This window comes from Sphingomonas sp. SDUR79 (assembly GCF_056821745.1).
This window is the reverse complement of the sequence record NZ_JBPDIN010000001.1, coordinates 2,760,011-2,774,519: the sequence shown is the minus strand read 5'-3', so window position 1 is coordinate 2,774,519 and position 14,509 is coordinate 2,760,011. Positions and strand designations below refer to the sequence as shown.

The following is a 14,509-nucleotide window of genomic DNA, read 5'->3' as shown; positions in this document are numbered from 1 at the left end:
CTTTCCAGGCTGCGCAGATGCAGACTTTAGCCATTCCTGCTTTAACCGCGGCAAAAGCGGTTCAACGCAGTCTGGCCCCGCCATTCCTCAAATCGCGCTCTTCTGTGAGCCCCAGCACGCCAGATGTCCTCATCGGGGTAGTATCGATTCGGACAGATTCGTCCTAGCCAAGCGGCACCGGCTTAAGCGGGAGAAACTTGAGAGGAGCGCGGCCTGTCCGACACGTCGGCGGTTATGACGATTCTATGCACGCCCCGCTGGTACGCTTCCTCGCGGGCATCATTATTGGCGTCACAGGAAGCTCCATAATCATGCACGCAGGGCTCTGTCGGAAATGTGTCGCGGGCTCTCCCCGAGTCCTGGTGTGATCAGCTTATTGAGAAGGAGTTTGCTGACGGAGCGTGAACGGCTCTCCGGTTGGCCCATCAGTGACGCAGCACCAAAGTCCTCTCTATGAAGGCGTAGTCGCCGTAGTCACGCTCTCGCCGCCATAAACGAATGCGCGCCTTCCAGATGAGCCTGCGGCCCAGCCGCATCATCGCTGCCTCGAGCAGCGCGGTTTCCAACATCGCAGACGCGCCGCATCGGGTATGGCCTTCTCGTGGATAGTCCGGCGACCAATGATCGTGCCAGAATGCCGTTTTCGCGACTAAACGATCGGAATTGACGAGTTCCAGACCGCTGCGGGTGCAGTGCAGATCCGTTGATGGAGGAAGGACGTAGCTGGCCGGCACGGGCATCCCCGTGGCGAAATAGTGTCCCTGCCAGTAGCCGTAGGGCTGAGGAAGCATGGAGGTGCAGACGGGCGCAGCGGCGCCTGGGCCGTCGTCCGAATATTGAGAAAGCCGCGTCTCAGGGCGTTCACCGACGATGCTGAAAGCCGCCTCGAAATCCGCGAGCTCTATCCTGTTCTCTGGGATGTGCTGGGTAGTGAATTCATCGGTCACGAGGAAGGCTGAGATTTCGAGCGCACCATATTGAGCGACTCCCGAGGCGATGGGGACATTAAGAGACACGGGCCGCATGTCGGACGCGCGGGAGACGTCGATCAGCTCGCGCGCCAGGCGACCTAGATCGTCCGGGTTTGCCGCGCAGCGCTCAGGAATGTCTCCTAGCCACGTAGGTCGCCTCACTGGATCGATCTCGAACAGGCCCGGCACCGCGGGGACGACGTCCATGGCGTGCGTTTCTGCGAGGGCGGCCGGCAAGCGCCAGCGCTCCACGGCGAGCGCCAGCGTGCGAAGATAGGCGGAGCGGAAGAGCTCGCCCTGGCCCTGTATATACTGGCCGATGATGCCGCTGCGGACCTCTGAAAAGCTGTCGAAATAATAGGGATAATCGGTACGTGGAATGCCCGTCGCTTCCTGGAGCCTTTGCCATTCGAACGCCCATTGACGCATGAACGGCCAGCGCGACGTCTGCTCGAGCCAAGTAAGATTCGTGCTTAGGATTGGCGGCACATGTGCGGTTCGAAACTCCTCGAAATAGGCTTCTTGCTCGAACTCGTCGGGCGCTGGCCCAGAATGTGCCTGCTCCCATTCGAGCTCACTGGTCTCCCCCAAATGCCGAAGAAGCACGGCGGCAAGCACGGAGGGGTGACGAAGCGTCGTGGCGAGCAGGCTCGATGCTGGCCTCGCGTCCGCCCGTGCCATCATGAACACCGTTAGCATGGTGCAGACCTCCGATTCGCAGCGTGCTGCGGCGAGGCGGCGAAGCATCTCGCGGGTGGCCTCCCAACGCGTGGCTGGCGCCTCCATGAGGTCCCGAAGCGCGCGGGCCGCGCGCCAGCGAACGAGAGGGACCGGCCACCAGAGGCGCGCCACGAGGAAATCGAGGGCCTCATGTCCTAGGTAGCCTGCCGCCGTCATAGCCATCTCGCCGGAGGGACCGGTTGGTCCTGAACTTCCTCAAGGAGGGACGAGACAAGCACGTCGGTGACTTCGGCAGCCTTGTCGATCTGGCCGGCCAGAACGAGGAACCTGACGAGGTATTTCTGCCCAATGGAAAATCCATATCCGCGCCGAGCCCAAAACGGCGGCTGCCGGGCCGTCTCCCGGATGTACTCTAGCCACCTTTCCGGATAGACCGCCGCCGCTGCTTCGAGGCGCTCCATGATCTCCTTTTCGCTCATCCAGAAGCTGGCCCAGCCGCGACGGTAGACATGAGCGCGGACGAGCCACCTGAAGGCGGCATTCTTCCCCTCCGCCGCCAGGCTAGCCCGATAGGCGCTGTCCAGCGCCTCCTCGACGACGATGCCGCTCCCCAGCTGATCGAGCTGACCCTCGAGCGCGGCCAAGGCTTCGACGGCCCGCCCTTTTCCGCTCCAATGCTCGAACCATCGTTTCACCGCGTTCCGCTGTTCGTCGAAGGCGATGTCGGGATCTGATATCGCTGCAAGCAGATTTGGAAGCCGGCGTGGTGAAAACCGGGCCACGGGGACCCGCTTGCGGCGCTTTTCGGCCCTCTGAGGAGTGCTTTGCGGCCGTTCCGGCATCGGCGGTGCACCCCCCAAGAGGTCGAGCTGCCTCGCATGCAGGGTCGCCGTCGCAGCGTCGCTTGCCGCTCGATATTCCAGCGCGCCAAGGCTGCTCGGGTCGATCAGGGTCGAGGCGAGGCCGGCCGCGAATGCGTCATTCAGATCGACCAACTTCAGCAGCTCGCGCAGGCATTCGTCCGCATAGCGCCAGTCCTCGTCCTCGATGTGGTGGCGATGGAAGGCGGGGAGCAACTCCGGCAGAGTAGCCGCGACGGTATCGATCAGGTCCGATCGGACATGGTCGGTTTCGTCTCCGTCGGTGAATTCGGTAATGACGTCGATCACCGGAGTGACCGCCTCCAGTCTTTCCCGCGTCCTCGCCGGCTCATGTGGGTGAAGCTGCGCAATGGCGTCAAGCACCTCCATCGCGCTGAGGTCCTTGCGATAGCCATAGCCCAGCAGACAGTCGGCGGAGCGGCGAACCAAAGTCGCCGCGTCGCCAACGCGATGGAGGTGCGCGAAGCAAGCCAGCTCGTTCCATTCAGCGGCGCGTTCCATGAATTCGGTCACGCGCGTTTCGAGTTCCTTAACCTGATGGTCGAGAATGCTGCTGGCGGCGTCCGGCGCCAGCAGAACCAATCGGTCGGCGACGCGCGCGCTGATCCAAGCAGAATCGGACCAATGGACCGAGCCGCGGGCGGCGTCGAAATCGACGAGCGGAACCAGCTTCTCGGGAAGGCCCGTCCTGCTCATTAGATGAAGATCGACCGCGATCCGGACGAGGCTCCGCTTGAACGCGGTGTAGAAGGTGTAGTCGCGTTCATGCTTGTTGCTGAACTGCACCGGCGCGAGTTCGGCGGCTGCTTCATAGGGCGTGGAAAAGCCGTAGCTCTCGCCGGAGACGATGCAGGTCGCAGCGCTCTCGAGCGCCGACAAACCCTCGGCCATCCAGCCCATCGCCTCCCGGTCCAGCTGGCTATAGACTGGCACGGATGCGCCGCCGACGTCCGCCCGGCACACGTAGAGCCAAAACGCATCGACAAAGAATTGCTCGAGCTGGGGCCCGGATTCGCTGAAATAGCGTTCGCGCAGCAGGTCCCCTGGAATTGGCGGCTCGGCGATGACCACGGGCATTTGCGGGTCTTGCAATCTTCGCCACGCGGCGACGAGCGGTGAGAGGGTGCGGGATGGTCGGTTGAGCACGCTGCGCGGATCGCGTCCCAGTCTCAGGCCCGCTCGCAGGAGCTGTGCTTCAATATCACGACGCTGCTCCTTCCAGCGCGGCGATCGTAACTCACCCCGAAGGCGGGCCAAACTCTCGAAATCGGCCCGATCGCCCAGGCCGCTTATGAAAAGGGACAGACGCGCCGCCGGCGAACGAAAGCCGCGCAGGAACCGCATTATCCGCGGGAGGGCCGACTCGCCCTGAAGCAGCGCGGAGGCGACGAAGGAGTCGGCGAGCGCGACGAACTCCTGGTGTGGCCGATCCCTCAGAGCGAGCCAAGCGGTGATGCGTCGGGCGAGGTCCTCGACACAGGCTGTCGTCACTTCGTCGCGCAGCTCAGCGGGCGCCAGCCGCGCGAGCCAGGGCAGGTCGCCATGATCCAGCTCGGGCAGCTTATCGAGGAGGTTGCGAGCCTGCTGGCGATTCCCGGCGATGGCGATCGCCGTTGCCCGATAGATGCCGTAGTCTGAGGCCTGAAAGTCCCGGACATTGCTGACCCGCGTCTTGACGGATCGAAGCGCCACCGTCCTTGCCAACTCGCCGCGATCGAAGGCGATCCGCTCGGCTTCACCGAAGACCTCTTCAATTTGCTCCTCCGCCCAGCCGTGGGCCAGGGAGCTAACCGCCCAGTCGCGCGTGGCTCCGACGAGAAGGGGGTCGGCATTGCCGGCGCGCGCCTCCAGAATCCAGAGCCAAGCCCATCGCCACGCGGGCGGCGCATCCGATCGTAGCCATTGGACGATGTCGCGCAGAAGGGCGTCAAAGACCTCCGCATGATCGATGCGTTCGCGCACCCAGGCAAAGATGCTGCCGTGAAACGGCATCAGGCCTGAAGGGCGGCTTTCCAGCAGGAACTCGACGGCAGTGAAATCGCCGAAGCAGCAGCGGACGCCGCGCGGCGGCCAGGCGAATGGCGAGCCGGCCAGCGCATGCAGGATACGCTTTGCCTCGGCCGGAAGCGTTACCCAGAGCGAGTTGTAATATTCGCGTATGTCACCATCGGGACAAGGCGGGACCGTCTTCACCGCGTCCACGTCGACCGGGACGTCACGCGACCGCAGGCTCTCCGTCGCGTAGATGAGATGAAGCGGGTGGCCGCGGCTCACCTCCCAAAGGGCCTCAGCGATGGGAGCGATTTGCTCGCCGCGATCGCCAGGCTGAAGGGGGTTCAGCATAAGGGGACGCGCCGTATCTTGCCCCGCGACCCAGACGTGAACCGCAACCCGGTCCATCGCTGGGATTTCAATCCAGTCGGAGGGCTCGGCCTGCACGAGCAGCTTCTTCGGTAGCTGGGTGTCGTCGACCCGCTGTGTTCCGACGACCAGGCTGATATTGCCGGAAAGAGGCAGCAGGATGTTGAAGAGATGCTCGAGCTGGTCCACGCGGTGGGTATCGCGCCAGACGTGGTCGAGCCCATCCACGATGATGAACAGCCGCTTGCCCTTCGCGGCCAAAGCATCGGCAACCCGCGCCAAGTCCTCCCGAAGATTTGCGGTCTCGCCCGTCATCGCACTCGCCAGATCTGGTGCCTTGGCCGCTATTTGGTGAAAGAGCGAATTGGCGATGTCGAAGAAGGAGGTGCGATCCGCCGAGGACTCGCGGAGCGACAGGAAATAGTGGTGGCGGATCACCAATCCGTCTGCGGCGAGGACGTCGGCGAGATAGCTGAGATAGGTGCTCTTGCCGCGGCCCGGCGTCCCCCAGAGCACCGTCAGGGGTGCGAGATGCTGGACGATTCGACTGAGGAAGTCGCGGTCGAACACGGCGCTGGGCGGCGCATAGTGTTCGGGAACGTGGAAGTCCTGGCGGATAGGTTTGGGGCGCTTGCGCGAGAGAAGCTGGACGAGATGCTCGTGCCGGATGCGGCCGTCCGGGCCCGGTTCACCGGAAAACGTGGACCAGCGACGCACGTGCGAGCGCAGGAGGTTCCATCCCCCAATGTCCGTGTCGGTCGGAATAACGGCATCCCGAAGCTGCACCTCGAGTCGTTCGAGGTCCGGCAGGCTAGTGACGAAGGTGAAGTCGCGGAAGAAGAGTTCGGCTTGCGCTTGGCCCCCGCATTCGGTGAACACCCGGGCCCGCAGCCCCGGTTCGAGCTGGGAGGGGACGATGCGATTCCCTTCGAGACACGCCAGAAATTCGGCCGAAGGGACGCGGTTAGTCCGCAAAGAAGCACTGTGGATCGGCCCGTACGCATGAGCGCGCGCATAGGCCGACGACCATTTCGCAAGCAGCGAGGTGCCGCGCTTCTTCTTGGCGAGGAGCCAGTCCCAGTCGAGAGGATAGCGCCCCCCGTCGACTGTGAACTTCACTTGGATGAGTTCGACGCTGCCGTCACGTCGAAGGGCGACGACATCATCGAGCGAGCGGGTCTCGGGTTCGTCCGACTCGAGGGTGACCCACTGAAATTGGTCAGGATCACGGAAGAAGCGGATCAGGAGCTCGATGCCGACGAGATCCTGATAGTCGTAGCCGGCCCTTGGAATGGCGGTCGGTTTGATGGCGGGGGACGAGGTCACGATTCTCCTCGTTTCCCGTAGATGGGGACGAGCATCAACCTGTTTGATGCGATCGCGATGCTTCGCAACCCATGCGCAACGCCCAGCGCGCAACTATATCCCCCGCCATGGGCATCGACGAGATCATCGAGCGGCGCCGGAGGCAGCTCATGTGGGATCCCGATCTCTGGGATTTCGCCGAGCGCGTGCAGTTCGTCTCCGGGGACGATCTGAACGACCGCACCGTCGTTCCAAGGCCGCTTCAGCACGTCGGCGACGAATCCCTGCAGGCGCGCCTCGATGCGATCGACGGCAACATCCAGTACCTCGACGTCGCAGACGGGCCGCGCGACGATTGGCCGCCGGAGAAGGGTTGGCTGAGCCCGTGGTGGTGGCTGCGGCTGCGCCACTGGACGCTGTCGGAGTTCGCGCGCCGCGGCTTGACAGTGCAGCCGACGCCCGTAGTCGCGCCCCCCATCCCGCTGCACCCCGACTTCCTCGGTATACACGCCGGCGGGCCGCCGAGGGTGTTTCGGCTCAGCCGCGTGCCCTACCTGATGCGATTCCTCGAAGAGGGGCAGCTCCGCTTCGCGCCGGCAGTGGACTACAAGGCGATCGAGGACGACGAGGCCCGCGCCGACGACGAGATGACCAAAGGTTACCGACGCGCGGGCAGCGGGGTGACGATCGCCACCCTCGACGGCAGGCGGATCGAGGCGATCGGTGACGTACGGTTCGACACGACTAGGGCGACCACCGACGAAATCGCCCTTCCTTACTGGATGCTGCGCGCGAGTACGGACTTCGACCCGCGGCTTCTCGACGCGTTTCCAGGTGGTCACGGTGACGACGGCGTGCTGGCCATTTTCGACCCCGTGGAATTCCGGCGTCGCGCCGGGGTCGCTCTGGCGGCGGCGCAGCCGCATATCCTTGGGCGCATCGCAATCGTCGACTACTACGACCTGTACCACCCTCCGGGACCGCACATCTCACCGGTGACGATGAAGGCGATGCGCTTCGCCTATCAACGTGAGCTGCGGTTCGTGCTGGACCCGGGTCGCGGTGTCGCGCTCGCCGAGGGCGCGTACTTTATGGACATCGGCTCGATAGCCGACATTGCCTGCATCTACGGCGGCGACGGTCGGCGGATCGCTGGTACTGGCCCCGATTCCTACTTCGCGTGAATATCGCGCCGGGGTTGCCGGTGATGGTAGGGCGGTCGCATGATGGACAAAATCGACAACGTGCTGTTCACCGAAGACGAATGGATCGCCGCCATCCCCGCAATGGTGCGCGACATGACCACCTATCTGGCCCACCGCCGCGCGCCGGTGTTCGAAGATCACGGGGACTATGGCACCGGGTGGAGCAGCGGATCCTTCCCGCAGCTGGGGACCAGGGTCTTCATCTTGACCAATGAGCACGTAGCTACCGCACGCGCCGAGAAACGGACGTTGACCTCCCGGCTTCGCGGGAAGGAAGACATCTGGCGGATCGACGGCAAGCACGTCGAACTTCCTGCGCCCTATGACCTCGCCCTCCTGCCCGTGCCCGACTTGATATGGTCAGCGACGCATAGTTCAACGCCGATCGACGTCGGCCAGATCGCCATCGCGCACCAGCCGGTGGAAGGCGAACTGCTGGCCTTTACGGGCTTTGCAGGGGAGCGCGTCCGGTTCCACTTCGACCACCTGTTTTCCGAGGCCACCTGCTACGTCGCGCGCGAGGTCGGTCTGCCGGCTGACCCACGCTTGGACGGCCGTTTCCACTTCGGCATCGACTACCGCCCCGACCTGGCCGAGCAGGTCGTCGGAAGTGCCGGTCTGCCGTTACCGCCGGGTCTCAGCGGGTCCACCGTCTGGAACACCAACTTCGTCGCCGCGAAGATGGCGGGGCAGACGTGGACGCCCGATCTGGCCGTCGTGACGGGAGTGGTCTGGGGCTGGCCGTCCGATCACGGCTCGATCGTAGCGACTCGCGCGGAATACGTCCGCAGCTTCCTGCTGCAGGCCGCCAAGGATCTCGCGGCTGGGATTTAATCGACGTTGCGCAGGGGCCGAAATGCGTGCTCCGACCGTGGCCGCAGCAAGGAAGGTCCGCTTTTCACACTTGAGCATCCAAAAGAAGCCAGTCGGCAACCGGCCCATGATCCGCAGGACCGCTTCTGACTGACCGGCCAGTCAGCAAAGCGCCTTACAATCAGCCGTTCGTTGATGAAATCATCGGTCCCAAAGGCGTTCGTTCGCGGTACTTTTTACCTTCGCGGTCGTTCGCCGTCAGGACGGCGGCGGCAGCGCTGGATCGAACCGCGCGACCGCAAGCGAGAGCAGTTCGGGGGTAGGAATCCCTCCCACCAACTGCGCGATTTATTCGGGCGTCGTGATCAGCACCACTGCCCGGCCAAGAGTCGGCAGGATCACCCAGACCTGGCCTGCCGCATAGTCATCGGGAAGCGTCGCGAGCGATGCTGAGGCGCGAGTGATATGGATTGCCGTGGTGCGGCCAAACGGCGGGACGACCGCGAGACTGTCTCAATCTTGTTCCGACCTATGGCGGCGCTGCATGCCGATACAAGAGTATATGACACTATCTGACCTACGGGCTGGAAACGGGCTGGTGAAATGCATTCACGACGCAAGGCCACTTGGCGTTCATCACGCCATCGATGCCCCGGCCTAGATCCCAGATGATTGTGTCGCCACTTGCGAGGTGTGCGCGAACAAATCGGTCGTGCAGGTCGCCCCTGGCCCGACGGGATCGCTGTGCCAGCCTCAGGTCGACCTCGCCGAGGCTGGCCTGCCAGCGGCGCTCGAGCTGTTCTCGTTGGTCCCGCGTGCTCTCGGGCTGGCGCGTCTCGATCGAGTCTGCATCGAACGCGAGGATCTCGACCCGCGCTAGCTTGTCCGCCTTCTCCTCAAAACGCTTCACAAAGTTGACCAGCCGTCCGCGAGCGGCCTCGTCCGCGCAGCAGTAAGGATCCTGGATCTCTAGGCGCGAGATCGACGCTCCATCGATATACTGGTCGAAAATCGCCCAGTCCCGGGTTCCATATTGTTCGAATTCGACGCGTCGTATTTCGTTCGCACGCCTCTCCGCAGCCTCGACGGGAGTTGGGCGGAGCGTGAGTATCGGTCTGGCTGCAGGCAGTCCTGGAGACGGCACCTCGCTCGTCGCAGCAAGATGGTCCTCTTTGACGCCACTCTCAGTCGCTTCAGGGGCAGTGTCGGGTGCCCCGGGCTCAGACGCAATCGCTTCTGCATCCGCCGGGCCTTCGTCTGGCCGCCCGTCCAGAACGTTGGAAAGCAGATCCTCTACGTCGTCGTCACTTTCCGGAGGCAATAGCAGACCCCGGCTGAGCGCCCGCTTGCGCTCCATCAGATCGTCAAGCCGCAGGTCGAAGCTCGAGGATGCGATTGCCGGGTCGGGGTGCATCGCGATTGGGATGTGTACCGTTACCGGCCGCTGCTGACCGATCCGATAGGCGCGGTCGGTCGCTTGATCCTCGACCGCCGGGTTCCACCATCGCGACAGGTGGATGACGTGGTTCGCCGCCGTGATGGTGAGCCCGACGCCGCCTGCCTTGGGCGACAGGATCATAACTCCGAATCCAGGCGGCGCCGACTGGAAGGTTTCGACGAGGTCCTGACGCCTCGATCCTGCGACATCCCCGCTTATGCAGGCGGGCGGGCGGGGCAGAGAGAACCGCTCCTGGATGGCCGTCGCCAAGAACGCTTGCATCTCAAGATCTTCGCAGAAGACCAGTGCCTTCTCACCCGCGAGTTTCACCTCGGTTAGGATTTCGAATGTCTTCTTCAGACGCGACGAGCGGCTGACGTAGTCCTGAAAGTCGAGCACGTTCCGCGGCGCCTCGGGATGCAGCGATGTCCCGCGCAGCATGTGCAGGACCCTCAGCATGCCTCCCTTTTCTCCGCTCTGGCGCAGCGCGCGGGCACGGGCGAGCACGCGATCATATGCCGCCGCCTGTGGCGGGGGCATGTCGACGTGATATTTCTTCGTGGTCTTGGCTGGCAGACCGCTGAGTATATCTTCCTTCATGCGGCGAAGCATGAAGGGAGGAAGTTCGTCGTCTCGGCCGACCAGCCGTGACTGCAGGGATGTCAGCGCGTTCCGGTCGTTGGCTGGGTAGTGCGTCTCGAACTCTCTGCTCGTTCCAAGAAAGCCAGGATAGATGATGTCGGTGATCGACCATAGATCCTGAAGTCGGTTCTCGACGGGAGTGCCGGTCATTGCCAGCTGCAGATCGGCGTTCAGCGCCTTGGCTGCCCGCGTCATCTGACTGGCAGGGTTCTTCAACTTTTGAACCTCGTCGAAGACGATCGCGGCGAAGCGGATCCGCGCGAAACTCATGTGGTAGTCGCGCATCGTCTCGTAGGTCGTGAGGACGAGTCCCGCATCCTTCCAGGCATCGACATCGAGCCGTGTGGTGCCGCCCCGGATGTCGTTCCCTACGCCGATTCGGATATGTCCGAGCGCCTCACCGAAGGCATCTACGAGGGGACCGAGCGCGCTTGGCCCGAGGTGACGTGCAATCTCGGCTTTCCAGTTCCTCAGCAGACCGGTCGGCGCAACGATCAAGATCGGTCTGTCCGGCGCAGCCTCGGCCCGGAGCCATTGTAGGAACATCAGCGCCTGGAACGTCTTGCCAAGACCCATGTCGTCGGCAAGCAGCGCGCCGGGCATCTTGCGCGTCCATGTCTCTGTCAGCCACGAGAAGGCGGCTACCTGGTGAGGTTTCGGTTGCGAGACCACCGTCTCGGGCACGGAGGGAGGCTGGAATGGCGCACGTTGCGAAACCGGTCGCGGAAGTCGGGCGTAGTCGAGCGTCTCAAAGTTCTGGCCTACCTGCAGGAAGAAAGTTCTAGGGTGCTCTTCTGGTGTCCGCTCTGTCGCCGTGCCGCTCTCTGCTGCCTCTCGTTCGAGGTGCGCGATCCCCTGCACAGCACTTAGTGTTTCTACTGTGGCGGGCAGCCGCTCGTCATTCCATTCGATCGACGGCTCCCCCCGAGCGATGGCCGCAGTGACGGCTTGCTCGATGGTCGCGGCGTCGCCTGGAGCCAGCTCGATGTGGCGATCGTCAGGTGGATCGCCGACCCTGAGACCGAACGCCTCAGGAAGCCAGCTATTCGGTTTCGGCTTGATCCAGGGAAGCACTGGCTTCTGCCAGACCTCAATCCCCTTGACCCGGTCGGAGAACTGCTGAGTTTCAATGAAGATGCGGTCGGCCGCTGCGTCATCGCCCGACTCGTCCAGGGACAACGCTTCGCGCAGGTGGCGCTGGGGCGCCCGCAGGAACTCCCTGCGCTCCTCGGAAGAGGCCTTCTGCTTCCGACGAACTACCTCGAGGGCCCGACCTAACAAAGGGTCGAGGAAGAGCAGGGTTCCGTCCTGCATGAGGTAGCTACGGCGTGGTCCGTCGTGCGCGCGGAACCGTGTTTGGAAGTGTGCGCTTTCGTTCGGGGTCAGTAGCGAAGCCTGCTGCTCATCGACAAGCGCACCATCCTCCACTTCGTTGACCTGTCGACTGAACAGGACAGGATCAAAGTCGAAGCGGCCCCCACTGGTCTTCGCATTCAGGGAGAAATTTGCTGCGTAAGCGATGCGAATGCGCTCGATGAACCCGTCGACGTCAATGCTATCGGCGATCTCCTCTCCCAATGCGTTGCGGAATTCGGCAAATGCGGCCCTGCGTTCATCCTCATCCGCAGCTTCGTTAACCCGCTCGGCAGCGATCGCGGTCGACAAAAGGGGCTCGCTGAGACGTCCTGATCGTTCCCCCTCGCGCAATCTTGCGCCGAGCCGCTTCGCGCGGACCGGGACGCCGCCGCGGCGAACCCACTTCAGATGAACCTGGATCGTCCCTTCCGATAAAGATCCGCTGGAACGCAGTTGAAGGGTGAGCGGGGTCGCAGGTGGCAAACCCAGTGAATGGGCATCACTTTCGTCCAGAAGCGCGACTGCGTGAAAGGGCAGGTTCACGCCCTGATCGTCCTCTTCGATACCGGACGAACCTGCGAGCGCTGTCGCGACCGTCAAGGCCGAGAGCGACCGGTGAGGCATGTGGCGCACCCATTCGGCCCGTGGCACGATCCGACTGCTCGACCTGCGGAACAGGCCGCCCGTCAGGTCTTCGAACAATTCGATGCGCTCGGACCCGTCGGGAAGCTGGGTGGCGAGGATGCGGAACGTCATCGCACATCGTTCCAGCTGCGCGCGCGCCCGCGCCCGTGCACCGGATGAAGAACGCCCGTACGCCGGTGGATTACGCCGGCGAACTTGGCCTCCCACCCAGGGCTTGGCGGCACGTGCGACAGATACTCGAAGTCCGCACGACCGCTGGTGGTACGCAGATCGCCTCCGTCGTAGAACTTTGCATACAGCTTTGGAGCTCGCGCATCGTCGTCGCTCCAGAAGCGGCACGAACCGTTGTCACTCCACTCGGCGATCCTGAGGTCGCCGATCCGCATGATGATCGTGGACGAGGATAGCGGGCCGCCCCGCATGACGCCGAACTCTGGCCGCTCCCCGCTCTGCCTCATGATCTCTTCGATCCCGTGGCGCGCTCGCTGCCCCAGAGCTGGCCAGGCGTCAGTGACGAGTCCTTCGTCGAGGTATGCGAGCCAGAAGGCGGATCTTTGCCTCCACTGGTCGGGCCGGTCGGTGGTTTTGGCGATCGCCCGGAAGAACTCGCGCATGGCTACGTCCGTCAGCCACCGCTTGAGCACCTGCACGATGGCCGTTGCGCGCTCGGCCCCCACCTTACGTCCGATCGCCGCCACGACGGATTCCCAGCGTCTGGGCGTGACCCGCGGGTCTCCCACCTGGTCTAGGAGGAATTCCGACAGCGCCTTCCGATGATGTGTTTCGGGCTGCGCCGACAGCCACGGCTGGAGAAGCGCCCGGACCAGATCGGGAAGATCACTGGCCTGACTCTCTGAATCGAACAGGCTCATGATGCCTTCTTGGGCAGCGCTCGCCTGCGCGCCCCGCATCTCCGCGATCTGATCACATGCCGCGACGAAGGCCGCCCGCCCAAACTGTGAGGCAGCCAGTGAGCGGCCGATTCCGACTTCGGTCAGGACGTTGATGACAGCGCCAGCTTCGGCCGACGCGACGGCACTACCCACGCGCCCTGGCCCGCGCTGAGGGTCGAACAGGTCCCATGTCTCCGATCGCCGCCGCCATGCCCAAATGTGGCGACCGGCTGCCTTCTTGGCGGCCGCCGCAAGTGGAGTCATCGCTGGGCGCCCGCTCGGGAAGTAGGTGAGATATCCTTCGATCGTCGCTTGGTCCGAGCTCCGCTTGGCATCCCGCTCTGCACGGTTCAGGGCGTTGGTACCCAGCTCGTCGAAGCTCTCGTCGAACCAGGCGCCCCTCAAGACGCGATTGAGCTCGAAGCGACGGAGGTTTCCGGCTCCCCTGACGCTGGACCGCTCAAGGAAGGGTCTCAGTTCCTCTACCTGTTCGGGGGTGCCAACTTGCTGATCGAACGCCTGCAGCTGCTTTTGGATCTCCGGCTGCGTCGTCGGAGAGCGCGGGAATCCCGCCGCTCCGGTCGCGTGCATTCGCGCGATGGCATCTTTGACGGCGCTCATCGTCTCAGCACGTCCTCGTCGAGCCTGTGTGACCCTGGCGCGGACATCAGAAATCGCAAGTCAATCCGCCGGTTGCGCTTCTTCGCGGCCTCATCGTCGCCGTCGGCGATGGGGCGGTCCGGACCATATCCGCTCAAACCTAGGATCGGGGCCGAGCCAGGTTGCCCGGAAGGTGCATTTCGAAACCCGTTCAGTTCTGGGCGCCCCTCCTGCAGCCTCGCGAACGTCGCCTCGGCGCGACGGACGGACAGGCCATAGTTGTTCATTGCACCTACCATGACGTCCTTGTCTGTATGGCCCTCGACGAACACGGCGTCGATCAGGTGCGGGCTGCGCTCCCCCTTGCAGAGGTCGCTTGACGTGAAGCACGGCAGTACTTCGATCATGGCGGCTGCAACTTTGTCGATCGCGCCTTGGCCCGCCGGGCTCAGCTCGAAGCGCCCCTTGTCGAAGAGGACGTCGTCCGGCAGACGGAGCACCCCGGTCTGGGTGTCGATCTCGACCTGCAGTCCCTTGTCCCGTAGCGACTGCTGCAGATCTTGGAGGATCTCCGCGCGAGTTCTGTTCGCCCCGGTCAGCTCCGCGGTCTTCGTCTGCAGGTTCAGCGCGAAGTAGACGAGCAGAATGATGAAGATGAGCAGCAGGCCGACCATCATGTCGGTCATCGACATGAAGTAGCTCTCGCCCTCCTCCGCGG

General features: G+C 63.6%; 7 protein-coding genes. 2 read left to right on the top strand and 5 right to left on the bottom strand.

Annotated features, from left to right (window positions below; translation table 11 throughout):
• Window positions 1–425: 425 nt before the first annotated feature.
• Window positions 426–1,757 carry a hypothetical protein gene (locus tag ACRYLO_RS13590; protein ID WP_482660649.1) on the bottom strand — a complete coding sequence of 444 codons (1,332 nt, stop codon included), beginning with the start codon at window positions 1,755–1,757 and terminating at the stop codon, window positions 426–428.
• 107 nt (window positions 1,758–1,864) lie between these two features.
• Window positions 1,865–6,220, bottom strand: a complete 4,356-nt coding sequence (locus ACRYLO_RS13585) for a P-loop domain-containing protein (protein WP_482660648.1) — start codon at window positions 6,218–6,220, stop codon at window positions 1,865–1,867.
• A gap of 107 nt (window positions 6,221–6,327) precedes the next feature.
• On the opposite strand from ACRYLO_RS13585, the gene ACRYLO_RS13580 reads away from it, so the two are divergent.
• Complete coding sequence (locus ACRYLO_RS13580; protein ID WP_482660647.1) at window positions 6,328–7,383, top strand: hypothetical protein; 1,056 nt, start codon at window positions 6,328–6,330, stop codon at window positions 7,381–7,383.
• Window positions 7,384–7,425: 42 nt separating this feature from the next.
• Window positions 7,426–8,238, top strand: coding sequence for a hypothetical protein (locus ACRYLO_RS13575; RefSeq protein ID WP_482660646.1), 813 nt, complete (start codon window positions 7,426–7,428; stop codon window positions 8,236–8,238).
• 556 nt (window positions 8,239–8,794) lie between these two features.
• On the opposite strand, the gene ACRYLO_RS13570 is transcribed toward ACRYLO_RS13575, so the two are convergent.
• From ACRYLO_RS13570 to ACRYLO_RS13560, 3 genes are read right to left on the bottom strand one after another with little or no spacing between them, the layout of a single operon-like run.
• Window positions 8,795–12,409, bottom strand: a complete 3,615-nt coding sequence (locus ACRYLO_RS13570; RefSeq protein ID WP_482660645.1) for a DEAD/DEAH box helicase — start codon at window positions 12,407–12,409, stop codon at window positions 8,795–8,797.
• A complete protein-coding gene (locus ACRYLO_RS13565) occupies window positions 12,406–13,812 on the bottom strand; it encodes an EH signature domain-containing protein (protein ID WP_482660644.1) in 1,407 nt (468 codons plus the stop codon). The genes ACRYLO_RS13570 and ACRYLO_RS13565 overlap by 4 nt, the downstream gene beginning before the upstream one ends.
• Window positions 13,809–14,483 carry an OmpA/MotB family protein gene (locus ACRYLO_RS13560; RefSeq protein ID WP_482660643.1) on the bottom strand — a complete coding sequence of 225 codons (675 nt, stop codon included), beginning with the start codon at window positions 14,481–14,483 and terminating at the stop codon, window positions 13,809–13,811. Before ACRYLO_RS13560 ends, ACRYLO_RS13565 begins: the two co-directional genes overlap by 4 nt.
• Window positions 14,484–14,509: the final 26 nt, after the last annotated feature.